The sequence below is a fragment of the Verrucomicrobiota bacterium genome, assembly GCA_037139415.1.
Taxonomy (GTDB): domain Bacteria; phylum Verrucomicrobiota; class Verrucomicrobiia; order Limisphaerales; family Fontisphaeraceae; genus JBAXGN01.
This window is the reverse complement of the sequence record JBAXGN010000013.1, coordinates 25,010-51,893: the sequence shown is the minus strand read 5'-3', so window position 1 is coordinate 51,893 and position 26,884 is coordinate 25,010. Positions and strand designations below refer to the sequence as shown.

At 57.5% G+C, this 26,884-nt stretch carries 17 protein-coding genes; 16 read left to right on the top strand and 1 reads right to left on the bottom strand.

Annotated elements, in window-relative coordinates; genetic code table 11:
- Window positions 1–5: 5 nt before the first annotated feature.
- The 10 genes from WCO56_03900 (at window position 6) to WCO56_03855 (ending at window position 20,141) form a co-directional block, all read left to right on the top strand.
- Entirely contained in the window at window positions 6–4,103 is a 4,098-nt protein-coding gene (locus WCO56_03900) for a PQQ-binding-like beta-propeller repeat protein (GenBank protein MEI7728684.1), read from the top strand.
- A complete protein-coding gene (locus WCO56_03895) occupies window positions 4,064–4,951 on the top strand; it encodes a hypothetical protein (protein ID MEI7728683.1) in 888 nt (295 codons plus the stop codon). The genes WCO56_03900 and WCO56_03895 overlap by 40 nt, the downstream gene beginning before the upstream one ends.
- Before the next feature lie 761 nt (window positions 4,952–5,712).
- Window positions 5,713–12,684: an autotransporter-associated beta strand repeat-containing protein gene (locus WCO56_03890; protein MEI7728682.1), complete on the top strand. Its 6,972-nt coding sequence runs from the start codon at window positions 5,713–5,715 to the stop codon at window positions 12,682–12,684.
- A gap of 46 nt (window positions 12,685–12,730) precedes the next feature.
- On the top strand, window positions 12,731–14,626 hold the full coding sequence (locus WCO56_03885) for a sulfatase-like hydrolase/transferase (GenBank protein ID MEI7728681.1): 1,896 nt from the start codon (window positions 12,731–12,733) through the stop codon (window positions 14,624–14,626).
- Between the two features lie 189 nt (window positions 14,627–14,815).
- Window positions 14,816–16,114: an outer membrane protein transport protein gene (locus WCO56_03880; GenBank protein ID MEI7728680.1), complete on the top strand. Its 1,299-nt coding sequence runs from the start codon at window positions 14,816–14,818 to the stop codon at window positions 16,112–16,114.
- Between the two features lie 63 nt (window positions 16,115–16,177).
- A complete protein-coding gene (locus WCO56_03875) occupies window positions 16,178–16,759 on the top strand; it encodes a YeeE/YedE thiosulfate transporter family protein (protein MEI7728679.1) in 582 nt (193 codons plus the stop codon).
- On the top strand, window positions 16,756–17,160 hold the full coding sequence (locus tag WCO56_03870; protein ID MEI7728678.1) for a YeeE/YedE thiosulfate transporter family protein: 405 nt from the start codon (window positions 16,756–16,758) through the stop codon (window positions 17,158–17,160). The genes WCO56_03875 and WCO56_03870 overlap by 4 nt, the downstream gene beginning before the upstream one ends.
- A 66-nt stretch (window positions 17,161–17,226) precedes the next feature.
- Window positions 17,227–18,657 carry an arylsulfatase gene (locus WCO56_03865; protein MEI7728677.1) on the top strand — a complete coding sequence of 477 codons (1,431 nt, stop codon included), beginning with the start codon at window positions 17,227–17,229 and terminating at the stop codon, window positions 18,655–18,657.
- 3 nt (window positions 18,658–18,660) lie between these two features.
- On the top strand, window positions 18,661–19,491 hold the full coding sequence (locus tag WCO56_03860) for a sulfatase-like hydrolase/transferase (GenBank protein ID MEI7728676.1): 831 nt from the start codon (window positions 18,661–18,663) through the stop codon (window positions 19,489–19,491).
- Window positions 19,488–20,141, top strand: a complete 654-nt coding sequence (locus tag WCO56_03855; protein ID MEI7728675.1) for a sulfatase/phosphatase domain-containing protein — start codon at window positions 19,488–19,490, stop codon at window positions 20,139–20,141. The genes WCO56_03860 and WCO56_03855 overlap by 4 nt, the downstream gene beginning before the upstream one ends.
- Before the next feature lie 22 nt (window positions 20,142–20,163).
- Here the strand turns inward: WCO56_03855 and WCO56_03850 are convergent, their stop codons facing one another.
- Entirely contained in the window at window positions 20,164–20,349 is a 186-nt protein-coding gene (locus WCO56_03850; GenBank protein MEI7728674.1) for a hypothetical protein, read from the bottom strand.
- A gap of 256 nt (window positions 20,350–20,605) precedes the next feature.
- Between WCO56_03850 and WCO56_03845 the strand changes: the two genes are divergently transcribed.
- From WCO56_03845 to WCO56_03820, 6 genes are all read left to right on the top strand, one after another.
- A complete protein-coding gene (locus WCO56_03845) occupies window positions 20,606–21,610 on the top strand; it encodes a family 2A encapsulin nanocompartment shell protein (protein MEI7728673.1) in 1,005 nt (334 codons plus the stop codon).
- Window positions 21,591–23,276: a cysteine desulfurase gene (locus WCO56_03840; protein ID MEI7728672.1), complete on the top strand. Its 1,686-nt coding sequence runs from the start codon at window positions 21,591–21,593 to the stop codon at window positions 23,274–23,276. The genes WCO56_03845 and WCO56_03840 overlap by 20 nt, the downstream gene beginning before the upstream one ends.
- A 51-nt stretch (window positions 23,277–23,327) precedes the next feature.
- Window positions 23,328–23,864 carry a rhodanese-like domain-containing protein gene (locus tag WCO56_03835; protein MEI7728671.1) on the top strand — a complete coding sequence of 179 codons (537 nt, stop codon included), beginning with the start codon at window positions 23,328–23,330 and terminating at the stop codon, window positions 23,862–23,864.
- A gap of 2 nt (window positions 23,865–23,866) precedes the next feature.
- Complete coding sequence (gene epsC, locus WCO56_03830; protein ID MEI7728670.1) at window positions 23,867–24,859, top strand: serine O-acetyltransferase EpsC; 993 nt, start codon at window positions 23,867–23,869, stop codon at window positions 24,857–24,859.
- A 15-nt stretch (window positions 24,860–24,874) separates the two neighbouring features.
- A complete protein-coding gene (locus WCO56_03825) occupies window positions 24,875–25,894 on the top strand; it encodes a cysteine synthase A (GenBank protein ID MEI7728669.1) in 1,020 nt (339 codons plus the stop codon).
- A gap of 139 nt (window positions 25,895–26,033) precedes the next feature.
- Window positions 26,034–26,777, top strand: a complete 744-nt coding sequence (locus WCO56_03820) for a hypothetical protein (GenBank protein MEI7728668.1) — start codon at window positions 26,034–26,036, stop codon at window positions 26,775–26,777.
- The last annotated feature ends 107 nt before the right edge of the window (window positions 26,778–26,884 follow it).

Sequence of the window (26,884 nt, the reverse complement as noted above, 5' to 3'; positions counted from 1 at the left end):
CATCCATGTGCGCGGCCAGTCCAACCGCTGAGACGGAAGCCGCTCGCATCATTGACGCGACCGGTGTAAAGGGCGGCTTCGTTGTGCACTTGGGATCGGGGGACGCGCAATTGACGGCGGCGCTTCGACGCAATGCCAGTTATCAAGTGCAAGGGTTGGAGCACGATGCCGCAAAGGTGCAGTCATCGCGCGAATGGTTGCTCGCTGAGAAACTAAACGGGCAGGTCACGGTGGACCTCTGGCGTCCAGGTTCGCTGCCCTACATTGATAATCTGGTCAACTTGTTGGTTGCCGGGGAGCTTGATGGTGTCTCTCGCGACGAAGTTTTGCGAGTACTGGTTCCCGATGGCGTCGCCTATTTCAAAGAGGGGGGGGAGTGGCGGAAGTTGGTGAAGCCGCGCCCCACGGACATAGATGACTGGACGCACTACTACTATGACGCCAGAGGCAACGCCGTATCGCGAGATTTGCAAGTGGCATCACCTGAAGGATACCAGTGGATTGGCAGTCCCCGGTGGTCGCGGCATCATGATCGCATGTCGAGTCTCAGCGCCCAAGTGTCGGCGGGAGGCAGACTCTACTATATCATGGATCAAGGTTCCCGGTCTTCGGTTTTGCTGCCGGCCCATTGGGTGCTCACGGCCCGGGATGCTTTCAACGGGACCATCTTGTGGACAAATGAGATTCCCCACTGGCAGCCGCACCTCTGGCCACTGAAGTCCGGTCCCACACAGCTAGCCCGGCGGTTGGTTGCCGAGGGCGATCATGTTTATGTTACTCTTTCCATAGATGCACCCGTCAGCAAGTTGGATGGGGCCTCAGGCCGTACGCTGCACGTTTACCCAAGCACAAAAGGCGCCGAGGAAATCCTAAACGTGGACGGAGTTCTTTATGTTCTGGTCAATCCAAGGAATTGGACGCTTGAAGACTTCGCTCCCAAACTCAACACCGGTGACCAGCGGCGCGTCGAGACGGAGTTCAACTGGGATGCGAAGCCGCGCGAACTTCAGGCCGTGCAAGCGACGACCGGACGGGTGCTGTGGAAGAAGGAAGGTAAAATTGCGCCGCTCACGCTCGCGGCTGATGGCAAACGAGTCGTTTATCACGACGGAGAGAAACTGATCAGCCTGGATGCTGCGACCGGCAATCCGACTTGGTCGTCGGCGCCTGCCGGTCGTCGGCAATTGTTTGAATATAATTTCGGTCCACGCTTGATTCTATACAGTAACCTGGTGCTCTACGCTGGCGGTGACGGAGCGATGAAAAGCTTCGATGCCAGGAGTGGGAAAGAGCTGTGGAACGCGCCACACAGCAAATCGGGTTACCGTTCGCCGGAAGATTTGATTCTGGCGGGCGGACTGCTCTGGAACGCCCCGACCATTTCAGGAAACATGTCCGGCGAGTTTATCGGTCGCGAACCGGAAACCGGTGAGATCAAGAGCCGTTTCCTGCCCGACGTGGATACGTATTGGTTTCATCATCGTTGCTATATTGCCAAGGCTACGGAACGCTTCATCATCCCCTCCCGCACCGGCATTGAGTTTGTTGATTTTAAAGCCAAGCACTGGGAAATTAACCATTGGGTGCGTGCAGCCTGTCTTTACGGTTCCATGCCCGCCAATGGCTTGATTTACGCCGGACCGCATAATTGCGCATGTTATCCCGAGGCCAAGCTGGACGGACTCAACGCCTTGGCACCACGTCGCGCCAGCCAGGCTCCGAATCCGTTGCCCGACGACCAACGTCTCGAACGCGGTCCAGCCTACGACGCGGCGCTCGGAGCCGAACCGAGCCTGCTCGACTGGCCCACCTTCCGGCACGACACGCAACGGAGCGGCTTTTCGGATCAATCGCTAAGCGAGGACCTCTCGCAGGCCTGGGATGTTCCGCTCGGCGGGAGGTTGAGCGCGCTGACGGTGGCTAATGGGAAAGCCTTTGTCGCGCAAGTTGACACCGGCACGGTTTTCGCCCTTGACCTCAATACTGGCAAACCGCTGTGGCATTTCATCGCGGGTGGACGGGTGGATTCGCCCCCAACTTATTGGAAGGGGCGTGTACTGTTCGGCAGCCGCGATGGCAGCGTTTATGCGTTGCGGGCGGACGACGGTGCTTTAGTCTGGCGGTACGGGCCTTATCCTGACCAGCGGATGTTTGCCTTTGAACAACTGGAGAGCGTGCAGCCAGTTCCCGGCAGCGTACTGGTGGAAAAGGATCAGGTTAGTTTTGTGACGGGTCGGTCGGTGTTCCTCGATGGCGGATTGCGATTCTTCAAACTTGACGCGGCGACGGGTAAGAAGCTGATTGAACAAACCTACGATAAGGTGGATCCTGAAACTGGTGGCGATCTCCAGTTGCGGATCAAGACGCTGCAGATGCCGGTCGGTTTGAATGACATTTTGGTGAGTGATGGCAAGTGGACCTACCTGCGCACCCAGAAAATCGGCACTGACGGCAAACGCGTGGATATTGGCCCGGTGTCCGGCAACGCGGTCGAACAGGGCGCCGCCCAAAAAGGTGAGGGAGCCCACCTCTTTTCGCCCACCGGCTTTCTGGACGAGGCGCTCTTCCACCGCAGTTACTGGGTTTACGGTAAAAGTTTTTCTGGCGGCCACAGCGGCTATTTTCAGGCGGGCAAGTATGCTCCGTCGGGACGCCTGCTCGTGTTCGACGATGAGAAGGTCTTTGGATATGGACGGGAACCACAATATCTCAAGTGGACCACGACGATGCAAAATCAACTATTCTCGTCGAGTCGCGTGGCGCCGGATGTTCAACCGCAACTCGAAGCCCCAAACCGGCAGGCTAACCGCCGCAACCGTCAAGGCAGAGGCGCCACGAATGCGACCGTGACGGTTGAGGATAAATTTCCTGGGGTTCGATTCCCCGATGACGCACGGTTGAATCCGGCAGGCAAGGGGATCACGGTTGAGGCTTGGGTTCTGCCAGACAGCGCCAACGGTGTTATTATTGCCCACGGCGGACCGGCGTATGGTTACGCGCTTTCCCTGCGTGATGGCGCTCCGGTCTTCCACATCCGTAATCATGGCGACCTCACCTCGGTCACCGCGCTTTCCCCGCTCTGCGCTGGGTGGCATCATCTGGCAGGCGTACTCGACACCGACCGTGCCATCCGCCTTTACGTGGATGGCCATTTCGTCAACTCTGGCACGGCTACTTCCCTGCTCGAGGCAAAGCCGGCGCAACCACTCGAATTCGGAGTGGATACCCGCGGTTCGGTTGGCGACTACGAGGAAGACAATCCTTACGCCGGGTTGATTGACGAAGTCGTGATTTATTACCGTGCCCTTGGCACTGAGGAAATCCAGCAACGCGCGCTCGTGGCTGACGCCCACTCAGCCAAGGGAGCGATCATCGCCTGTTCCTTCGACAATAACGACGCCCGCGACGATTCCACCAACCACATCAATGGTGTCCTCACCGGCGTGGATGTTGGCAAGGGCAAGCACGGGGCGGCACTATGGTTCCACAAACTGACTCCACCGGCCGTTGCTGCTTCAACGAACGTAACTCCAAGTGTCGCGTCCGCAGTTCCGTTGCCCACCGATCAAGGGGATTTGACACGCGCCGGAGCCTTGGGGGCGGCGCCTTCCAAAGAGAGCAAAATTGGCGAAAAGGCCGCGCCCGCAAAGCCGCCCGTTTCCAGCGGTTCCAACGCCGTAGCTCGTCAGACTGGCCCTGCGGGCTCCGCCGCCCTCCAGCGAGGTGGCGGCACCTTTGTAAAATATGACTGGAACACTTATGTCCCAGTCTCCACGCGTGGACTCTCCATGGCCGGCACCAACTTGGTCGTGGCTGGTCCTCCGGATCTTGTCAACGAAGAACAAATCTTTGAGCGGCTCACAAAAAAGGATCCGACCGTCCAGAAGGAGCTTGAAGAACAAGACGCGAGTTTAAATGGCCAGCGTGGGGCGCTCGTGAAAATATTCAATTCTGGCAACGGCCAGGTTGCGCGTGATTTTACCATTGATAGCCCACCGGTTTGGGATGGCGTATCGGTCGCCCAAGGCCGCATCTTTATTGTGACCACGGACGGAAAAATTCGATGCTACGGACAACCCCCAAAACCACCGGTCTTGCCTTAGCCTTGGCGCTCGGTGGGCCGGCCATCTTCGGCTGCGACATCCCGGTCTTTCGCTACGCATTGGATCGCTGGCCGGCGGATGCGTTCCGGCTTGAAGCACCGACGACAGTCCTGCAAACCGAACCGCTGGCCACGGAAATCCGGAATTTGAGCGGCGGCGCTGGCCTGAATCTTGAGGCTAGCATTTCAACCAACAGCACACGGATGTTCTTTCCGTCGCATGTTCGTGGCGCTGCGGCACCGGTGTGGGAGGGGAAGCTTTCCCTGGCGGCCTACCGAACCCTCACTGATTCGCCCGCGCGGCAGGATTTGATCAAGCGTATTTTGGCTGGTGATTCCGCCATCTGGGTGTTGGTCGAGTCGGGGCATCGCGATCAGGACGAAGCTGCCGCCCGTTTATTGGCGGGCCGTTTGCGCTTCCTTGAAGCTGCCACCGGCCTCCCGCCGTTGGATCCCAACGATCCCGAAAGCCGGTTGGGCCCCGGACCGGAACTCAAGGTGCAATTTTCGCTGCTGCGTGTGAAGCGAACCGATGCCAATGAATTTTTGTTCCTTTCGCTGCTCGCAGGTCCGACTGGTTTGAAGTCCTTTCCCGCCGAACAGCCGTTCGTGGCCGTGGTGTTTGGTCGTGGGCGCGTGTTCGGCGCCTGGCCGCATGCGCGTTTGACAGAAGATTTGATCGAGGAGGCGACGCGGTTTCTCCTCGGATCTTGTTCCTGTGAAGTCAAAGCCCAGAACCCCGGCTGGGATCTGCTGCTCCGCGTGGACTGGGATAATGAATTGAAAAAGATCGGCGCCATCCGACGTCCTGCATCCAATGCTCCAAAACGCTCCGGCGGATCGTTGTAGTTGAAACGGCCATCCTCAAGCCACGAGCACACGCTCACTGCCTGCGTTCTTTCAGGCTATTATGGCGCCGCCGAACCAAGTTGTATTCGGTAGTGGCGAAATCGCTCAATCAGGAAGGTTCTGGCCGAAACCTTTGTTGTGCCTTGGATCTTGAAACAATCGGTTGTTTTACAGGCAGGCTTATCACCACCTGGAAAGTGTGAAGAGCCTGGTTTGGGACTACAAATATATTAATATATACAACAGAAATAATTAACATACATGAAAACCGTCTCCGGCGTGATTGTCGCTTTCGAAACTCAAATGGAACGAATTAATCCAGATAATGTCGTTGGGCAGACGCATCCATGCCGGGGGGGGGAAACATTGCCTCAAAAAATAGTGAACCAGACGTTTTCTCCGAGATACAATCAAACGCCACTCAAGATAATACCCGTCAAAAGTGTCCTGCTTTTCTTTCAAGTTATGAAACTGAGTAGCTTATGCAACATATAGGGGTGCAGATATATACAAATAAATATGCTCGTTGAAATGAAGCGGTTTTTTCTGCCAGACAAAAAATATTGAAAAAATATTTGCGAAAACATAACCAAGTCTATATATTTGGTCGTGTATTATGTTGTTGGCATTTGAAATGCCGACAAAATGATGGCTACCAAGCGGTCGTCAGCTACCTCTCCAGAGGCGCGTGAAACTCAATCGGTCGGACAGCTCGTTTTGCAGTTCGACTGGAAGTGGCCTGAACAATGAGAAGCGTGCCTATGAGAATTAGATGGAACATGGTTGGTCTGGCGCTGATGCGCCGGAGTTATTCACTGTCGCGGCAATTCCTTCGTCGCAGTTTAACCATTCTTGGATTGGTGGCGCTATTCGCGCAGACTGGTGAACTTCCCGCAGCCACCAAGACTTGGGTGGGGGGCGGGGCGGCGGCCAACGGGAATTGGGGGCTGGCTGGCAATTGGAGTCCCTCCGGTGGTCCAGCAAGCGGCGACAATCTCATCTTCAACGGCACCTTGAAGCAAAACTCGACCAACAATAACCAGGTGACCAGCCTTGGTTGGATTACGCTCTCCAACGGTGGCTGGGCCATCTTCGGCAGCAAAGCGGTGGATTTCAATGGGCATTTCACCAACATCGCGGGTATCAATTTCTGGAATATTGGGGTGACCAACAGCGTGGATCGCATTTACCAGATTGCCGCCGGCTTCCTGACCAATGGGGGCATCCTCTACGGCAGTGGCGGTCTGATCAAGACCGGGCCGGGCACCAATGTGATCCGAGGTGCGAATGTTTACACGGGAAACACCTTCGTCAAGGATGGTGCGCTTCGCCTGGATACGGGTAACAACCGCATTCCGATCACCAGTGTCGTTACCTTGGGTGATGCGAGCGGAACGAGTGGCCGCATTGAATTGAACAGCCGTTCGCAAACCGTCGCTGGCCTGACGACTGTTGGAGGCGCGTCCAACCGCGTCGTCAATAGCAGTGGCACACTGGTCACCTTCACCGTCACTAACACGAGCGACTACAGTTATTCGGGAGATTTAGGTGGCCCGAACGCCAACGACACCAAATTCGCGTTTACCAAGTCCGGCACTGGTACGCTTACCCTCTTGGGAACCAATACCTACACGGGCGACACGACCCTCAGCGGCGGGGTTCTGAAACTTGGCGCTGCCGAACGCATTCCCGATGGCTCCGGCAAGGGCAATGTCACGATCAACGGCACGCTGGATCTCAATTCCTTCAGTGAAACGGTCAACGGATTGAGCGGCAGCGGCATTATTGACAACATTTCGGGGGGTGGCACATCCGCGCTGACTGTCGGTAACAACAATGTTTCCAGCTCCTTCAGTGGCGTCATCAAGAACACCAGTGGCACGCTCGCCGTCACCAAGACCGGCACCGGCACGGTAACACTTTTGGGCTCCAATACGTACTCGGGCGTGACCCTCGTCAGCAATGGTAAACTGATCCTCGGCACCGTCCATGCAGGTGGTGGCGCCATCACGGTGAGTGACGGTAAAACGCTGGGATTCACGAACACCATTCCGGGCAGCACCCTCTTCAGCCCGACCTTGAACCTCGGCAGCAGCATTGGCCCGGTCACCAACGAATTCAACTTTGGTTCGGGTAATCCGACCGCACCGGTGGTGCTGGCAACCAACCTGACCGTGGCTGCCGGCAGCAGCGTCTATGTCAACGTCTCCGGCTTGGGGCTGAGCGTTGGGACGGTCACACTCCTCGGGTACTCCAACGCCAACAATGTCACTGGTACCACCTTCGTCGGTAACACCCTGCCGTCGGGAGTGACCGGTTACATCACCAATGACACCACCGCTTCCGCCCTCCTGTTGGTCATTACGAAAGTGCCGAGCCTGGTCTGGACAGGCGCCACCAATGCGCCCAATACGGAGTTGGTGACGCTGACGGGAACGGGCACCACCAATCTGGCGTTTGCGGGAGTGCTGACCAATACCATCGTGGTCACGGACAGTCCTTTTACGACCACGTATGCGGCAGGCGTGGATTACTCCATCGTCACTGCAGGCAACGTGACGGGGATTCAGCGCATTCCCGCCGGCGGCATTACTGATGGTCAATCCGTATCGGTAACGTACACCGGTATCGGTGGTCTGAGTGACCGTTGGGATATCGGCATTACGGCCAATTGGAAGGATATCATCGCCGGTATCGCTAACCCTTTCCTCTCGGGGTTGGTGGTGGCCCTCGACGATACAAGCCTGACCAACCTGGTAACGCTGGTGACCAACGTCAGCCCGCTCTCCATCACTGTCAGTAATGAAACCAAAGCTTACACTCTTACCAACTTCCTCGGAACGGAACAAATTCAGGGTCCGGGAACGTTCACCAAGGATGGCGCGGCGACCCTGACGGTGGCGGTATCCAGCAATACCTATCTCGGAGATACGATTATCACCAAGGGCACCTTCAAACTGGGCAAGGCCAATGTGATCCCTGATGGCGCGGGCAAAGGCAATGTGCAAGTGGGTGCGAACGGCACTCTCGACCTGGGCGGATACAGCGATACCATCAACGGATTGAACGGCAGCGGCACGATTGATAACAGCGGCGTAGCGGGTGTGACCAACACTTTGTCAGTCGGGAGTAACAATACTGCGGTTGCATTCAGCGGTACCCTCAAAGAAACCACGGGGGCACTGGCGCTTCAAAAAGTGGGAACCAACACGCTCACCCTCACCGGTAATGGCACCTACTCTGGCGGCACGTTGCTTGCGGGCGGCACCTTGCAATTGGGGCAGGATGGCGCACTGGGTTTCGGCGCGCTGGCCGTGGCGAACGCCTCGCTGGCCACCTATGGTGGTCCACGCAATTTAACCAACGCTGTTAGCGCCACCGGCAGCACCTTTGGCATTGATACCTCCGCTGGCAACTTGGCTTTGCTCGGCCCGATTGCCCTTTCCGTAACCACTCTCACCAAAACCGGAACGAACGACTTGCGCATCGCTTCTGCCGTACCCACCCGGTCTGGGAGTATCATAGAACTCTACCAGGGCGGGCTCGTGCTGGATGGTGGAAGCTGGACCAACGAGAATAGCGCGATCCGTCTCTTTGCGAATGGCACAGACGTTGTGCGCCTGGCCATCACCAACAACGCATCCCTGACCGTTGGAAATGTGAGTGGCAGCCTAAATCTTCGGCTGGGTTATACCGCTGGTCTAACGGGGACCAATGTTTTCGATATCAGTTCGGGCCAGTTGATTCTCGATCAATACTTTGTTCAAATCTACGTTGGTGACACAGCTAACACGTTCGCGTTGGTCAATCAGACTGGTGGCTCCGTTAAATTCCAGAGCAACACCACCGCCACCGCTGGATTGCTCCTCGGGTCTTCCGCTGGCAGTGTGGGCACTTATAATTTCGACGGCGGAATTTTGGAAACGCCGCGGGTTGTGGGCGGCAGCGGCACCGGCTATTTTTATTTCAACGGCGGCACGCTTCGCCCCAGCTCCTCGGGCAAGGCCAGCACCTTCTTCACCGGTGTGACGGCGACTTATATTAAGGACGGCGGGGCTATTATTGACACCACGAACATTGATCTCACCATCGCCCAGCCCTTGCTTGCGGGCGGAACCGGCGGTTTGACCAAGAACGGCGTTGGCACGCTCACGTTCACGGGCACGAACACCTACACGGGGGCCACGCTGGTGAACCAGGGTCACTTGAGCATCAACACGACCCACGCGGGTGGCGGCGCGTTCAGCATCGCCGATGGCGCACAGTTGAACCTGAGCCTGGCGTCGTCGGGAACATCGCTAAACGTTGCCGGACTAACGGTCGGCGCCAGTGGCGCGACCACGCTGAACCTGAATCTGGGCGCTTTCGGCAATCCCACAGCGCCGGTGATTAACGCGACCAACCTGGTCGCCAACGGCACCAGCACCATCAACCTTGCTGGCGGAAACTTTGCGTTGGGACAATTCCCGCTGATTGCCTATACCGGTGCGATTGGCGGTAGTGGATTCTCTAGCTTTAGTCTCGGATCATTACCCGTAGGTGTTCAGGGTAACCTGGTGGATAACGCCGCCAACTCATCGGTGGACCTGTTGATCACCTTCGTTAACCCCTTGGTCTGGTCGGGGCTCACCGATACCAACTGGAATACCACTGGCACGGTGAACTGGAAATTGACCGGCAGTGACACAAGCTACTCAGACGGCAGCGGAGTCCGTTTCGATGATAGTGCGGTACAGAACACCAACGTGAATCTGGCCAGTGCGCTTCTGCCGGCTTCCGTCACGGTCAGCAATGAAGTTCTTTCCGTGTACAGTTTCAGCGGTCCGGGAAAAATCAGCGGGCTTGCCAGTTTGACCAAACAGGGTGCCGGTACCCTCGTTATCAGCAATAACAACGACTTCACCGGTAGCGTCACCATCTCCGGTGGCACCCTCGTGGCCACCCATAGCAATGCGTTGGGTTCTGTCGCGGGTGGCACAATCATCACCAATGGGGGCACGTTGGATGTCTTCGGCAGTTTGCTGAATCGGGAATCCATCACCGTCTCTGGCGCGGGCGTCGGCGGGAACGGTGCGATCGTGAACAACGGTGCAGCCGCACAGAATAATGCCACGCGCTTCGTCACACTGGCGGGAGACACCACCCTTGGTGGCACGCAACGTTGGGATGTGCGCGGTACCGCCACTGCCAACGCCGTGCTTGGCACCGGGGGGCAGCCGTACAAATTGACCAAGGTGGGGCCTAATTTTGTCAGCCTGGTTTATGCTCAAGTGGACCCTGCCTTGGGAGACATTGAAGTAAAGGAAGGCGGTCTTGGGTTTGAAGTGAGCACAACTTCACTGGGAAATCCCACCAACACGTTGACCATTTTCTCCAATGCTTATGTTCAGTTTTGGCTGAATACCCATCCCTTGGACAAAAACGTGCTCCTGTCGGATGGCGGACAAATCAAGGGGGGCAGTGGCACCAGCAACTATGTGGTAGGGCCTGTAACCGTACCCGGCGGCTTTGGTCAACTGGGAGCCGCGGCGAATTCCAGCCTGACCGTCGCTAGCGGCATAAGTGGCGCGGGTGGGGTGAAAAAATTGCTGCCTGGCATCGTCACGCTTACTGGAACCAACACCTATGTCGGGGCCACGCTGATTAGCGCGGGAACTCTGGTGGTCAGTAACGCCTATTCTATCTCCAATAGTGCCAACATCACCCTCGCGCCCGGTACGACATTTGATGTCTCCGGCGTGGCCAACGGCTACAATGTTGTTGCCGGACAGACCCTGGTGGGACGCGGCACGGTGCTCGGTCCCCTTGCGATTCAGCCGGGTGGCCAATTGGCAATTGATGGTGCCAGTCCCGACACGCTGGTGGTGAGTAACGCCCTGAGCCTTGGCGGAACGACCGCCTTGCGCCTCGGCCGAATTGCTGGCGTGGTGACCAATGATCGGATTATTGGCGTCAGTTCGTTGACGGTGGGGGGGACGCTCAATCTTTCCCTGGCTACCAATAGTGAGGCGCTGCAAGCAGGGGATACGTTTCAGCTTTTCCAGGCGAACACGTTCAGCGGCGCGTTTGCCAGCGTAAATCTGCCCGTGCTTGGAACCGGTGTGGCCTGGGACACTAACAGTCTCCTCAGTCAGGGTGTTCTGGCCGTTTTGCACGTCCCTGTCATCACCCAATCGCCGTCCAGCCAGACGGTATCTGGCGGCGACACCGTCAGTCTTCACGTGGCGGCTTCCGGTTATCCAGCCCCCGTCTATGAGTGGTTTTTTAATGGGAACACTTTGGTCGGAAATGGTGCCACGTTGACTTTGAGCAACGTGGTTCCGGCGCACGCGGGCAGTTATTATGCAATCGCCTCCAACGCGCTTGGCACGGCGACCAGCGATGTGGCCGTTTTAACCGTCCAGGGGATTGCGCCATACATCACGCAGGATCCTGCGAGCACAAATGTGGTGTTGAGTAACACCGTAACTCTGGTGGCGGGTGTCGCTGGAAACCCACCGCTGGCACTGCAATGGTTCGTAAACCGTGTGCCCATTGCAGGAGCCAACGGCGGGTCACTTTCCTTAAGTAACCTCACTTGCGCAGGCGGCCAGTACTACCTGCAAGCAAGCAACGCCTTTGGGGTTTCCACCAACAGCCTCATTGCCTATGTGACGGTGAGTGACACCAATCTACCGGTCATTACCGCTTTGAGTGTCACCAATATCGCCCTCTCTTTGGGCGATAGCACTAATGTGACCGCAACACTAGGACCGGCGGTCTCTTGCCAGCCGGCAACCTACCTGTGGTATTTGAATGCCACCAACTTCGTAACCAATGTCGCCGCATTGGCAATGACCAATGTGCAGGCTGCGAATGCCGGCACCTACACGTTGGTGGTGACCAACGTGAATGGCGCCGCGACCAGCGGGCCGGTGACCTTGACGGTTGGAAGCCCGCTGCAGATCACGCAGCAGCCTACTCCAGCCACCGTGCTTGTGACCATCAGCAACGCCACCGATGTCACCTTCACTGCGGCGGTTTCAAACGGCAACTCTTTGAGTTATCAATGGTATTTTGACACGAATACGGTGATTGGGTTTGGCACCACGGCCAGTCTGACCTTGACCAATGTGCAGAAGGCTAACGAGGGGTATTACTCGTTGGTGGTGACCAATCCATTTGGTGCGGCGGTGACCAGCCAAGTGGCCCAGTTGATTGTCAATCGTCCGCCGATTGCCACCAACCAAGGCGCGACAACCCTGATCAACGTCCCGTTGCCAATCCCGGAAGCCACGCTTCGCACCAATTCCGTGGATCCGGATAACGATCCCATTACGCTCGTAAATGTCTCGACGACGAGTGCGAATGGCGGTGAGGTGGTTTGGAACTCTACGACCCAGGTCATCACCTATACGCCGGTGTCTGGGTTTACGGGCAACGACGAATTCAACTACACCATCACGGATGGTCGTGGAGGGTTTGCGAGCGCGATTGTGGCGATTCATGTTTCTGCAACCCCATTGCCAACATTAAACCATGTAAGCCCGCCATTACCCGGGACGAACGGATGGGTGACGTTTAAGTTTGCGGGTGAGCCCGGACAAAACTATGCATACCAGCGGACGACCAGTCTGACTATCTCAGGCTGGACGAATGTAAGTGAGCAGGTGGCGCCGCCCCATGGAATCCTGATTTTCACAGACACCAACCCGCCCCCGGGCAATGCGTTCTATCGCGCCGTGAAACCTTGATCCAATGTGAGGCTGAGTGACATCCAACAATGCAATCATGCAAATTATGAAAAAGCTTATCCCCATCATACTCATCGCAGAACTGGCCGTGTTTACGGCCCATGGTCAGGCTGCCATCACTGACTCAGGCAAAGCCAACAAACGCCCTAACATCCTGTTGATCGTCGCCGACGATTTGGGGTATGGCGAACTGAGTGCCCAGGGAAATCCGCAGATTCCCACACCCAATGTTGATTCCCTGGCAAAAAACGGCGTTCGCTTCACCAGCGGCTATGTCAGCGGCCCCTATTGCAGCCCAACGCGCGCCGGTTTGCTCACCGGACGGTACCAACAACGTTATGGTCACGAGTTTAACCCCGGGCCAGTGCAGGGAGCCTCGGTTACGTTTGGCCTCTCTCTGAAGGAGACCACGCTGGGCAACCGTCTGAAGGAGGCGGGCTATGCGACCGGATGGTTTGGCAAATCGCACCTTGGCTACGAACCGCAGTTTCATCCGCTTAAACGTGGATTCGATGAATATTTCGGGTTCCTGGGCGGTGCCCATGACTACCTCGACGCCGCTGGAGACTCGAACAACCCGATTCTCCGAGGCACCAACCGCGTCAGCAATATTGATTACACCACCGACGCCTTTGGACGCGAGGCTGTAAACTTCATCGAGAAGCACCATGCGGAGCCATGGCTTGTTTATTTGCCTTTCAACGCCGTGCATGCGCCGCTCGAATCCATTGAGAAGTATCTCGCCCGCTTCCAGGGCATCGAGGATAAAAAACGCCGCACCTTTGCCGCGATGCTTTCGGCGCTGGACGATGCCGTGGGCAGTGTGTTGGCCAAAATTCGCGAGCATGGTTTGGAGGAAGATACACTGATCTTCTTCATCAGCGACAATGGCGGCCCCACGGCACAAACCACCTCGGGCAACGGCCCGCTGCGTGGATTCAAGGCCCAGACTTGGGAGGGGGGAATTCGCGTGCCGTGGATTGTGCAATGGAAAGGCCATCTCCCGGCGGGCAAAGTGGATGATCGCCCGGTCATCCAACTCGATATTCACCCGACTGCGCTGGCTGCTGCCGGCGTGGAAATCAAACCCGAGTGGAAACTCGACGGCGTCAACCTTCTGCCTTTTCTCAATGGGGCCAAAGCTGGCGAGCCTCACGAAGCGCTTTACTGGCGTTTCGGCCAGCAGATCGCCATCCGCAAGGGTGATTGGAAACTGGTCAAGGCCCCGTCGCCGGGGCAGCGCGGTCTTGGTGGCGCCAATGCCGAAACCAAAGCCAGCACGGAGGGGGCGGAACTGTACAACCTGACCAAAGACATTGGAGAAACCAACAATCTGGCGGGCAATGAACCGGAAAAATTCAAGGAACTCGCCGCCGCTTGGAATACGTGGAACGCCGATTTGGCGGAACCTGCGTGGCGCCCCGGTCCGCGCCAGAATGGTCCGCGCCGGGCGGGTGCAGTGACGCAAACCTCCAACACTTCAACCAATGGACCGTGGAAATCCGGCGATGTGCTGAATCGCAATGATGCGCCACAGATTGCCGGGCATCCGCTGGTAATCTCGGCCGAAATCGAACCCGTAGGCACCAACGGCGTCATTCTGACCCAGGGAGCCGGTCGGAACGGCTATGCGTTATATCTGGATGGCGGCAAGCTGGCCTTTGCCGTACGCATTTCCGGGGAACTGGCCTCCATTGGCGGCAAAGAGCCGTTGGGGAAAGGTCATTATCGGGTGGAAGCTCGTTTGGAAGAAGGGGGCAAACTCAGCCTGCTCATGGATGGCCGCAAATTGGCCGAAGGCAAGGCCTCTGGCCTCATTGATGCCCAACCGGGCCGCGGGCTGTCCGTGGGTAATGCGGAGACCGGTGCGGCAGTGGGAGAATATGAAACGCCCAATCCGTTCAGCGGGAAAATCGAAAACGTCACGGTCCGGGTACTTTGATATAGATTTGGACCGTGAAAAGAAAACCCTTAATCTGGATCGGTTGGTCGGCGGTTTCGTCGCGCTTGAACTGGCTGCTGCTTGTTTCTTTCCACCGGTCGCCTCACTCCAACGCAACCCGAGAGTTCTATCCTGATGGCCACGCTGCGAATCTGACCATCTTACAAATGCACCTCAACCCTAAATGACATGAAAAAAACAACAACAACGAAAACAAACAAACCAACTCTGATTTCCAACTTAGCCTTGCTAGCGACGCTGGCGACCTGTTCGGTCCAGGCCACGGATGGCTATTTCTCCCACGGCTACGGCATCAAAGCCAAGGGGCGTGCTGGCGTGGCGCTCACCGAGACCGACGATGCCTTCGGTGGGGCCAATAATCCGGCAGCGCTCACTTGGGCGGACAATCAGCTCAATCTTGGGATTGATTGGTTTCGTCCTGACCGCAGCGCGGAAAGAACCGGTCCGGCCAAGCCCTTCAACGCCCGGGTGGTGAGCGATAGCCGGGACTTCTTCATCCCCGAAATTGCCTACAAACGTGCTTTCGGCAAAGAATTCTCGCTGGGCATTTCAATCTACGGAAACGGGGGCATGAATACGGACTATTCCGGCGGCCAACTCAACCTGGGGCCTGGCGCGACCAGCCAAAATCTGCTCGCTGGCAGCGGCCATCTGGGCGTGAACCTCTCGCAGTTGCTGATCGCGCCAACGGTGGCGTGGAAGTTTGCGGAGAATCATTCAATTGGTTTGGCCCCCATCCTCGCCTATCAGACCTTCAAGGCGTACGGACTTCAGGCTTTTAGCCCGCTATCGCAGGATGCCACCGCCCTCTCCAACGTCGGGAATGACTATTCGTTTGGCGGCGGTGCCCGTCTCGGCTATCTGTGGAAGGTCACGCCGGACGTTTCGTTGGGCGCGGCCTACTCTAGCCGGGTCTATACATCGCGTTTCGACAAGTATCGCGGCCTGTTCGCGGGCAACGGCTCGTTTGACATTCCTCAGAGCGTCGGTGTTGGAATTGGCTGGCAGGCACTCCCGGCGCTGCGACTGGGGGTGGATTACAAGTGGATTGATTATGCCAGCATCGCGGCGGTGGGAAATCCGAGCAGCAACGCTGGCCAGTTGGGACAGGAGCATGGACCTGGCTTCGGCTGGCGGAGTATCAGCACCGTGAAGGTGGGGGCCGACTGGCAGGTGACGAAGGCGTTGACCTTCCGCGCTGGCTACGGTTTCTCGGAGAACCCTGTGCAGGCGCGCGATGTCACGTTCAACATCTTGGCTCCGGCTGTGGTGCAACATCATCTCACGTTCGGCGCGACTTACGACTTTGGCCGGCATGATATTTCAGTCTTCTACCTGCACGCCTTCGAAAACTCCGTCACGGGTGAAAGCAAATTTGTCGCGCTGGGCAAGGCTCCGGCAGGCACACGCGAAACTATCGCAATGTCGCAAGATTCGATTGGGATCGCGTATAGCTACAAATTCTAACGTTCCGGCACTTTGACCCGTCGGTCGCAGCGACAATCCACGCAGGAAGACAAGGCACCTGAAATGACTATACACTATTGGCCGTGGTGGCTGGGCGGTGCGCTTTTGGCGACCGTGGCCATCTTGTTTCCTCTGCTGACCGGAGCGCCGTTGGGCGTCTCCGGGGCGCTGGCGAGGCTCTTGAAGTGGGGCGGTGACAAGCCAGGCGACTCTGCCACTCCATCCGCACCCCAATGCGGTGGAGCGACTCTGCCTGAAACGGGATCAGCCACTGCATCGAGTGATTCCGCTTCCGCGAGTTCGGCGGCGATTGGTCGCGGGCCAGACAGATTGGCCAATCTGGTCTTTCTCTTGGCGGTCGTCGTCGGTGGTGTCATTGCGGGCCAGGTCGGCGGAGAGCATTGGGGCCAGACGAAACTGTCGCCCGAGTTCCACAGGCTCTTCGGCCACGGTCTGCAAGCTTTGCTGGTCTTGTTCGGCGGCGGAATCCTCGTTGGGTTTGGAACCCGCTGGTCGGGCGGTTGCACCTCGGGGCATGGGCTGAGCGGCTGTGGACGGTTGCAGCCCGCCAGTTTGATAGCCACGGGAGTCTTCTTCGGAGTCGCCATCGGAGTTTCGTTTTTGTTGGAAAGGATCTTGTCGTGAAAACCAATTGGTCGAAAACCATCGTGCCCGGGCTCCTGCTCGGCTTCACCGTTGCGCGGCTCGGGTTTGCTGACTTCAATGAACTTCACCGGATGCTTCTGTTTCGCGATCTGCGGCTCCTGTTCGCCTTTGCCGCCGCTGTCAGCCTGACCATCGCCCTCTTTGCCCTGCTGCGCGGGCGGCTGAAATTTGGCCTAGTCAAGTTCCACGCTGGCATCATTCCCGGCGCCGTTTTGTTCGGCATAGGCTGGGCGATAACGGGGGCCTGCCCTGGCGTCGCGCTGATCCAGGTCGGCCAGGGAATCTGGCCGGCGTGGGCGACTTTGGCCGGGATTTTTGCAGGCATTTGGATTCAGACCCGCATCTGGCCGGAACGCGGAGATCCATCGTCGGGTTGCTGAACAGCGATTGGCCCCAAGCCCCTTTATTGACAACCGCCGCCTTAACATTCCCACCGCAAACCCATCATGAAATTACTCAGCTTGCCGCTCGCCTTGCTTGTCGCGCTGCTGTCCGGCCTCCCCCTGCCAGAAGTCAAAGCCGCCGCACCGAGGCCCAATGTCCTCTTCATCCTTGCCGATGACCTCGGCTGGGCGGACGTTGGGTTTCACGGTCCCGACATCCAGACGCCGAACATCGACAAGCTCGCGGCTGCTGGGACGCGGTTGGAACAGTTCTACGTGCAGCCCGTCTGCTCTCCGACGCGGGCGGGACTGTTGACCGGGCGCTATCCCATCCGGCATGGCTTGCAGGTGGGTGTCGTGCGCCCTTGGGCGCAATATGGCTTGCCGCTGGAAGAACGAACCCTGCCGCAGGCGCTCAAGGAAGTTGGCTACGAAACGGCCATTGTTGGCAAGTGGCACCTCGGCCATTTTGAGCCGGCTTATCTGCCGACACGGCGCGGTTTTGACCATCAGTACGGTCACTACAACGGCGCGCTGGATTACTTCACGCACATCCGCGACGGTGGCTTCGACTGGCATCGCGATGACAAAGTCTCGCACGACGAAGGCTACAGCACATTTCTCGACGCCAAGGAAGCGGTGCGACTCATCACCGAGCATGACGCAAGCAAGCCGCTATTCCTTTATGTGCCTTTCAATGCCGTCCACGCGCCCCATCAGGTGCCGGAGAAATACAAGGAGCCGTATGCCCACCTTAAAGAACCACGCCGCACTTACGCCGGCATGGTCGCCGCGATGGACGAGGCCATTGGCACGATCATCGCTGCGCTGGAGAAGCAAGGGCTGCGGCAGAACACGCTCATCATTTTCTCCAGCGATAACGGCGGCCCTGCGCCGGGGCGCGTTACCAGTAATGGTCCGCTCCGCGCGGGCAAAGGCACGCTCTACGAAGGCGGCACGCGCGTGGCGGCGTTTGCGACCTGGGACGGTCATATCAAGCCTGGCTCCGTTGTGAACGAGCCGCTCCATGTGGTGGATTGGTATCCCACCTTGCTGAAACTCGCCGGTGCCTCGCTCGAACAGAAGCTCCCGCTCGACGGCAAAGACGCCTGGCCCACCATCGCGGAAGGAAAACCATCGCCGCACTCCGCGATCCTGCTCAACTCCACACCCAAGAATGGCGCGATCCGCGTCGGTGACTGGAAACTGGTGCTGAACGGGAGAATCGCGATGGGCGACAGCGAGAACGACGGCGAAACCTTGGCCACCCGCCGCGAGCGGAGGGCCGCCGCTGTCTCGACCAACGAACTCGTCGAACTCTTCAATCTCGTCCAAGACCCCTACGAGAAGAACAACCTCGCGGCTGCGCAGCCGGAGAGGGCGAATGAGCTGCGTGCCCGTCTCGATGTGTTCGCCAAGGCCGCCGTGCCACCGAAGGCTGCTCCAGCCAGCAAGGATTTCAAAGCGCCAAAAGTTTGGGGAGAGAAAGACTGAGTCATGACCACATTCACATCTGTCCTGAAGTTTCTCCGTTCCAGCTTCATACTCGTTGCGCTTTTGCTCGGCGCTTTCGCCGCTGCAGCGGCAGAGCGTCCTAACATTGTCTTCATCCTCGCCGATGACCTGGGTTATACCGATTCGGCTTGCTACGGCAGCGGTTATTACGAAACACCAAACATAGACCGGCTGGCGCAACAAGGTATTCGCTTCACCAGCGGTTACACCTGTGGCCCGAACTGCCAGCCCACGCGCGCCGCGTTGCTCAGCGGCCAGTATGGACCGCGCACCGGCGTCTATACGGTCGGCAGCATTGACCGTTTCGACTGGCCGAGCCGCCCGCTTCGGCCCGTGGATAACGTCCAGCAGTTGCCCCTGGAGAAAATCACTGTGGCTCAGACTCTCCAAAAAGCAGGCTATGCCACTGGCATGTTTGGTAAATGGCATCTGGGCAACGATGAAGCGCATCATCCGTCGAAACGCGGTTTTGACGAAGCGATTGTGTCCGAAGGACAACACTTCAATTTCGCCACACGACCGAAGACGGATTACCCTGCGGGCACTTATCTGGCGGATTTCCTGACCGATAAAGCGGTGGATTTCATCCGCCGGCACAAGGACGGCCCATTTTTCCTGTATCTTCCGCATTTCGCCGTGCATGCGCCCCACGAGGCGAAGACGAACTGGATCGCCAAGTTTGCATCCAAACCGCCGGTGGGTGGTCACAAGGATCCAACGTATGCGGGCATGATTGCCAGCGTGGATGAAAGCGTTGGGCGTGTAATGGCGTTATTGGACGAATTGAAACTGGCGGAGAATACCCTTATATGATTTATTCGAGCGACAACGGCGGTGTCGGCGGCTACGAACGGGAGGGCATTCAGGGTGGCAGCATTACCGATAACGCACCGCTCAAAGGCGGCAAAGGGATGCTTTACGAAGGTGGCGTGCGGGTGCCGTACATCTTTCGCTGGCCGGGAAAAATCGCCCCCGCCACCATCAGCGACACACCGATTATTTCCGTGGATTTGTACCCAACGCTGTTGGAAATCGCAGGGGTGCCGCCTCCGCCCAATTACCCGCTCGATGGTGAAAGCTACACCCCACTGCTGTTTCAAGGCGCAAAGGGTGCGCTAAAGCGTGATGCCATCTACTGGCATTTCCCCGGTTATCTTGGAGCCGGCGGAGGCACCTGGCGTACGACTCCCGCAGGTGCCATTCGTTCTGGGGATTGGAAATTGATCGAGTTTTTTGAAACCGGACGGTTGGAGCTTTACAACCTGAAGGAAGACATCGGTGAAAAAAATAATCTGGCGGCAAAACAACCGGAGCAAACGAGGGCATTGCACGAGAAACTGCTTGTCTGGCGCAAGTCAATTGGTGCCCCGTTGCCCACGCCACAAACGCCTGGGGATGGCAAGGCGGCGGGGGTTAAGGCAAAAAAACGGCGCCAGCAGAAAACGGGCGGTGCAAATGAGTGATCGGGAACGTCTTTTTTCCGGCTCACGCCACGCGGGCTGCCATTCTCATGTTGTTGCTTCCGCTGGTTTGTCCGGTTGCGGCGGGACTGGCGCCGCGCATGCTGGAATTTTGTTTTTTCCTGCGAATGATAGTGATCATGGCTGGCTGGGCGACCATAGCAAAAAAATCTTTTGAAGAAATTGACAGTTTCCGAATATTAACTAACATTACCTCCCTATGGAGAGGCGACCACGCCATCCAGAACATTAGTACCGCAGGCGGCTTACCAGACCACTGGAGGCCGTCGGCTTTGAATAGTTTAACATGTTCATGGATCGGTCAGGTGTTGAGATCGCAGCGGCGCATAACGGTCGCTTCGGGATTGTGTTTCCAACTTTACCAGCCATGAATTTCCTGCTCGTTACGAGCAAGGTAGATGTAATTTGCCGGTGAATCCCGGAAAAACGAAAACAACAACTATATTATGAGTAATGTTCACAATTCAACGTCCGTTGCCTTAAGTGTCAGCGCTGCTGCCGCACGCAATCTGGCCACCGCGACCGTAACGGTGCCTCAAACGGTGCAAATCACGCCGCGCTGGCTCCTGCGGCTGCTGCCTTATGTGCATGTGGACGGCGGAGTTTACCGCGTCAACCAGGTGGCCAAGGCCGAGAAAGGGCAGTTGGCCAATGAGTATGGCGAACGTCAGGTGGAATTGCTGACCTCAGAGGGTGGTTCCGCAGAGGGCGGTGAACCGCTGCTGCCGACCACATTTGTGGATTATAAGAAGAGCCCTCGCGAATACCATCTGAACACCGTGCAGACGGTATTGCATACGCATACACGTGTGACCGATCTTTACAGCAATAAGATTGATCAACTGCGCGAGCAGATCCGGTTGACCGTGGAGGCCGTCAAGGAACGCGAAGAATGGGAACTGCTCAACAACGCCGATTTCGGGTTGCTCAAGGAAATTGCGCCTGAGCAGAGCATCAACGCGCGCTCCGGTGCCCCGACCCCGGATGACTTGGATGAGTTGCTCGCGTTGGTTTGGAAAAAACCGGCGTTCTTTCTGGCTCATCCCAAGGCCATTGCCGCTTTTGGCCGGGAATGCACCCGGCGCGGGGTTCCGCCCCCTACCGTCCAGATTTTCGGTTCCCCCTTCCTGACCTGGCGCGGGGTGCCCCTGATTCCGTCGAACAAACTGGACATCAAAGCCGAGTCCAAGGGCGGGCCGGAGACGACTTCGATCATCCTGCTGCGCGTGGGGGAGGCCGACCAGGGGGTAGTGGGGTTGCAAAAAGCCGGGGTTACTGGGGAACTCGAGCCGGGTCTCTCGGTCCGTTACATGAGCACGAATGAACACTCCATTGCGTCACATCTGGTTACCCGTTATTTCTCGGTGGCCGTGCTGACCCAGGATGCCATTGCACGCCTCGACAACGTTCACGTTGATTCCTATCACAAATATGTCTACCCCAAGGCTTGATATGCCAGCGCCCGGGGGCGATGAGCATTCGGCTGACACGGCGTTGATCACGCAGTTGGCCAACGAGCTTTACTTGGAAAACCATCAAGGTGTTCCCGCGGGTGGGGACCTCACATCCCAGCGGGAAATCCCAACCTCTGGGAACGGGTTGGCCGGAGCTTATCCTGCCGAAACCAAGTCGTTTGCTCCCCCGGTGCATCCGGCAGCCCAGACGGGTGGTGCGCATCCAGCCAATCTTGAAAGCGGTGGACATACCCCCGGCTCCAACGATTCTCACCCGTTCGGTGAACCACGCTGTCCGGCAGGTGTCGCGCGGGAAACGGTTGGAACGCACACCCCTGAAGCCCGAAATGTGGCTTTGCCACCCGCCTACTATTTCCTCAGCAATCCCGGGCAGTTGGCCACTTCTGTCACCCCGGATTTACCCTACGGAGCCACCCAAGTTCCGGTGAAATTTGATGTGGCATCTGTCCGGCGCGATTTCCCGGCCCTGCACCAACTCGTCAACGGGCACCCGCTGATCTGGCTGGACAATGCGGCCACGACGCATAAACCGCAGGCGGTGATTGACGCCACCTCGCAGTTCTATCGTCGCGACAATTCGAATATTCATCGTGCGGCCCATGCCTTGGCCGCGCGCTCGACGGAGTTGTTTGAAGGCGGACGTGAAAAAGTCCGCCGGTTTTTGGGCGCGTCAGACACGCGGGAAATCGTGTTTGTTCGGGGCACCACGGAAGCCATTAACCTCGTTGCCCAAACGTACGGGCGCAAGAACATTGGTGCTGGCGATGAGATTCTGCTCACGGCCATGGAGCACCACGCCAACATTGTGCCTTGGCAAATGCTCGCGGCCCAGACCGGGGCCGTCATCCGGGTGGCACCGATCAACAATCATGGCGAACTGCTGCTCGACCAATTCGCCACCCTGTTGGGGCCGCGCACGAAGTTGGTGGCCGTCACGCACGTTGCCAATTCGCTGGGGACCGTTAATCCGGTGGAGCAGATTATCCAATTGGCGCATGGGTACGGCGTTCCGGTGCTTGTGGATGGCGCCCAATCCGCGCCCCATATTCCCATCAATGTTCAGGCCTTGGATGCGGACTTTTTCACGATTTCTGGGCACAAGATATTCGGGCCGACTGGCATTGGCGTGCTGTATGGCAAAGCCAAACTGCTGGAAGCCATGCCCCCGTGGCAAGGCGGCGGCAACATGATTAAAGATGTCACCTTCGCCCACACCACCTATCAGGACATTCCGGCCAAGTTCGAAGCGGGAACGCCTGACATCGCCGGTGTCGTTGGCTTGGGCGCAGCGGTGGATTATCTGACCCAGGTCGGGCTGCCAGCCATCGCGGCCTATGAACATGAATTGCTCGTGTATGCCACCTCGGCTCTTGAGTCCATTCGTGGTCTGCGGCTCATCGGTACCGCCTCGGCCAAGGCCAGCGTGCTGTCCTTTATCATTGCCGGTAAACCGACCGAGCAAATCGGCAAGCACCTGGACTGGCAGGGCATTGCGGTGCGTTCCGGACATCACTGCGCGCAGCCTTCCTTGCGGCGATTCGGGCTGGAAAGCACCGTGCGCCCTTCGCTGGCCTTTTACAATACCCGCGAGGAAGTAGATGCGCTGGTTCAGGCGCTGCACCAACTGGTGCGCCAAGGGTAAATATCTGGGAAGACGATTTATCGTGCTCCGAAATTACTGTAAATTGATGTCATGAAAACAATTGAGCCTGCTGAATTGGCAAAGCTCCTGGCTGACCAGCCGGCTTTGCCGTTGCTTGATGTTCGCACTCCGGTGGAGTTTGCGGAAGTGCATGTGCTCCAGGCGGTCAACATTCCGCTGGATCAACTCAATCCCCAAGCGCTGCTCGATGGCAACCGGGTGAACAAAGAAAAGCCAGTATATTTGATTTGCCGCAGCGGCCAGCGTGCTACCAAGGCGGCGGAACTCTTCGAGCGTGCTGGTTTCTCCGAGCCGACAGTCGTGACCGGTGGGACGTTGGCCTGGGATGCGGCCAACCTGCCGGTGGTGCGCGGCACCAGCAAGGTGATCAGCCTGGAGCGGCAAGTCCGCATTGCGGCTGGGGCGCTGGTTTTCAGCGGGGTGTTGCTCTCCAAATTGGTTCATCCTGCGTTCATCTGGCTGTCCGGCTTCGTGGGTGCCGGGCTCATTTTTGCCGGGATCACTGATTTTTGTGGCATGGGCTTGCTGCTTGCCAAAGCCCCATGGAATAAACGTGTCTCCAGCTAATTATGACAACTCTGATCCTTGACCAGCAAGAACCTGTCCCCGGATCGGCTCGGGAATCGCGCCGTGACGCAGTATGGATGAAAGAAGTGCGCGACGAGGCTTTACCCGACCTGCTTCAGTCCTATCGCCGCGCCGGCGGTATAAATAATCGTGACTTGGATAACCTGCCGTGCAAGCGCGCAGTGGCGCAGATCTGCGAAGACCTGCTGCAAATCCTCTTCCCCGGTTTCCACGATGAAAACGCGGTCCATAATGGTTCCATCGAGGAACTCACCGCAGCACGCCTGGCCAGCGTGATCCGTGGCCTGATGGAACAAGTGCGCAAGGGCGTGCGTATCGGTAATCCGCACAAGCCGACCGGCAAGACTCCACCGATCATCCGAACTTTTTGCTTGTCGCTGCCGGAAGTCCGCGAGGTTCTCCGTACCGATATCGAAGCTGCCTATGAAGGCGACCCCGCTGCGCTTCGTCGCGAAGAGATTATCCTGTCGTATCCGTTCATCGAGGCCATCGCCATCCAGCGGCTGGCGCATCGGTTGTATCGGTTGGGCGCTCCGGTGATTCCGCGCATGATGACCGAATGGGCGCACTGGCGCACGGGGATTGACATTCATCCTGGCGCGCAGATCGGAACCCATTTCTTCATCGATCATGGTACTGGCGTCGTCATTGGCGAAACTTGCTGCATCGGTAACAATGTGAAGATTTACCACGGGGTCACGCTGGGTGCGCGCAGCTTTGTGAAAGACGAGGAAGGCCACATCATTAAGGGCGGCAAGCGCCATCCCGATGTCGGCGACAATGTGACCATTTATCCCAACGCCACGATTCTTGGTGGCAAGACGTTTATTGGCGCCAACTCCACCATCGGCGCGAACGTCTTTCTGATGCAGAGTGTCCCGGCCAACTCCCTGGTGATCTATGAAGAGAAACAACTGGCCATTCGCGACAAAACCAAACGAGCCCTGCCGGTGGACTCTGAATATTCAATTTAAACCCAGTTTGGTGATATGAGCACTTCGCGCTACCACGGAATTCAGGCCCATGTTGGCCGTACGCCTTTGATTCGCCTTCGCCGATTGTCTGAACTCACTGGCTGCGAAATTCTGGGCAAAGCCGAATTCCTCAACCCGGGTGGGTCAATCAAGGATCGGGCCGCCTTGGGTATCATCGCCGATGCGGAGGCAACTGGACGGCTTAAACCCGGTGCCACCATTATTGAGGGAACTGCGGGCAATACCGGTATCGGGTTGACGGTTATTGGTCACGCCAAAGGATATCGTACCGTGATTGTGATTCCCGAAACCCAGTCCCCGGAAAAAATCAGTCTGCTGCGGGTTCTGGGTGCAGAGGTCATTACGGTGCCGCAAAACCCGTATAGCAATCCCGGTAATTACAATCGGGTTGCGGAACGGTTGGCCACTGAAAACGGCTGGTTTTGGGCCAATCAATTCGATAACACCGCCAATCGCCTTGCCCATTACCGCACCACTGGACCGGAAATCCTCGAACAAACGGGTGGTGCCGTTTCCGCTGTGGTTTCCGCCGTTGGTACCGGTGGTACGCTGGGTGGTCTGTCGCTCTTTTTCAAGGAGCAGCGCCCCGACGTTGCCGTGGTGTGCGCCGATCCTTATGGCGCAGCCATGTGGTCCTGGTTTACGCAGGGCAATACGGATACCGATGATGGCGACTCTTTTGCTGAGGGGATTGGGCAAATGCGCGTCACGAAAAACCTTGAGGGTATTCGAGTGGACCGTGCCTATCGCATCCCGGATCAGCCGGCGCTGACCATTGTCTATCAGCTTCTCCGGCAAGAAGGCTTGTTCCTCGGGTTGTCCTCCGGCATCAATCTCGCTGGTGCGGTCCGCTACGCTCTGGAGCGCGGTCCGGGGCAAACCATTGTGACCTTCCTCTGCGATTCCGGCTTGAAATATCAATCAAAACTTTTTAATCCCCAATGGCTCGCGGAGCACAACTTGGACGTTTCGCTTCCCCTTGAATCGGTATTGGAAACTTTGAATGCAGTGTGATTTTTGTCGTTGGCTTTTCCGATGCCGACCTCCAGTCGGCTTTTTATTACATTGCCACCGGTGAATATGTAATTGAACGGCTGACACGGCTGGTTGTCCAACCTGTCATTGACGAACGGAGTACGCGATGAAGGTTAAAATGAAATGGCTGATCGTGGGGGCCGCGGGAGCGGCTGCCGGGGTGTTGACGGTTGTCGGATTCGTGGCATGGGCTTGGATCAAGTTCGATGAAGTGCCAGCGCAATACCGGTCGTTGCCCGTCTACGTCCATGACCAGACGGACTCGACGCATCCGTGGCATCGCCGCAGCACCGCCACGTGCGGTACGGCAGTGTACGTCCATGATTTCGAGGAGTCATCGCTGTTGCTGCAGCGCTCGCCGACCAACGCCATTGGGCGCGCTCCGATCGGGAACGCGTTGGTCTGCGCCATTGAAGGGCAGTCGCCGCAGGATTACCTGGCGGTGGATTGTGGCTCGGAGATGCCGGCGTTCGAGGTCTTCCGCAACGCGAAACGGCCACCGTTCGATTTCCGGCGCGCGAAATTCCAGGCGCTGGAGTGCAGCAGTAGGATTGGCCGCACCGAGCACAAACGAGCCACGGACCCGGCGCTGATCGCCGAGGTGGTGCGGACGTTGAGCGATGGAACACCAACCGCAGCCGAGTTGCCGGCCACGATGGAGTCCAAGAATATCAGCGGTCTGCGCCTGTTCAGCGATGAGTTGCCAGGGCTGATGTTCTGTCCGCATGTGTACCAGGACCGAGCCGGGACGATCTATCTGGCCGAGAGCCTGGGGCAGGAGTTTGTGAACCGCACGGTGAAATTTCACGCCCGTTGGATCCCCGCCGGCCCCCTCTTCACCCAGTGGGTGCAGACCCCGTAAACCAAACCCGAACGGGCGGGAGCAGCAAACCGAGTACCGTTACAACTCTTTCAGCTTTCGCGTTTTTAGCCTGTTTCGCGGTTTGAATTCCTCGCCCGCTTTAACTC

What these genes read in the sequence shown, in the direction of transcription:
- WCO56_03900 (MEI7728684.1), top strand. Translation starts at nt 6, where the DNA reads ATGTGCGCGGCCAGTCCAACCGCTGAGACGGAAGCCGCTCGCATCATT.
- WCO56_03895 (MEI7728683.1), top strand. Translation starts at nt 4,064, where the DNA reads ATGCTACGGACAACCCCCAAAACCACCGGTCTTGCCTTAGCCTTGGCG.
- WCO56_03890 (MEI7728682.1), top strand. Translation starts at nt 5,713, where the DNA reads ATGAGAATTAGATGGAACATGGTTGGTCTGGCGCTGATGCGCCGGAGT.
- WCO56_03885 (MEI7728681.1), top strand. Translation starts at nt 12,731, where the DNA reads ATGAAAAAGCTTATCCCCATCATACTCATCGCAGAACTGGCCGTGTTT.
- WCO56_03880 (MEI7728680.1), top strand. Translation starts at nt 14,816, where the DNA reads ATGAAAAAAACAACAACAACGAAAACAAACAAACCAACTCTGATTTCC.
- WCO56_03875 (MEI7728679.1), top strand. Translation starts at nt 16,178, where the DNA reads ATGACTATACACTATTGGCCGTGGTGGCTGGGCGGTGCGCTTTTGGCG.
- WCO56_03865 (MEI7728677.1), top strand. Translation starts at nt 17,227, where the DNA reads ATGAAATTACTCAGCTTGCCGCTCGCCTTGCTTGTCGCGCTGCTGTCC.
- WCO56_03860 (MEI7728676.1), top strand. Translation starts at nt 18,661, where the DNA reads ATGACCACATTCACATCTGTCCTGAAGTTTCTCCGTTCCAGCTTCATA.
- WCO56_03855 (MEI7728675.1), top strand. Translation starts at nt 19,488, where the DNA reads ATGATTTATTCGAGCGACAACGGCGGTGTCGGCGGCTACGAACGGGAG.
- WCO56_03850 (MEI7728674.1), bottom strand. Translation starts at nt 20,349, where the DNA reads ATGTTAGTTAATATTCGGAAACTGTCAATTTCTTCAAAAGATTTTTTT.
- WCO56_03845 (MEI7728673.1), top strand. Translation starts at nt 20,606, where the DNA reads ATGAGTAATGTTCACAATTCAACGTCCGTTGCCTTAAGTGTCAGCGCT.
- WCO56_03840 (MEI7728672.1), top strand. Translation starts at nt 21,591, where the DNA reads ATGTCTACCCCAAGGCTTGATATGCCAGCGCCCGGGGGCGATGAGCAT.
- WCO56_03835 (MEI7728671.1), top strand. Translation starts at nt 23,328, where the DNA reads ATGAAAACAATTGAGCCTGCTGAATTGGCAAAGCTCCTGGCTGACCAG.
- epsC (MEI7728670.1), top strand. Translation starts at nt 23,867, where the DNA reads ATGACAACTCTGATCCTTGACCAGCAAGAACCTGTCCCCGGATCGGCT.
- WCO56_03825 (MEI7728669.1), top strand. Translation starts at nt 24,875, where the DNA reads ATGAGCACTTCGCGCTACCACGGAATTCAGGCCCATGTTGGCCGTACG.
- WCO56_03820 (MEI7728668.1), top strand. Translation starts at nt 26,034, where the DNA reads ATGAAATGGCTGATCGTGGGGGCCGCGGGAGCGGCTGCCGGGGTGTTG.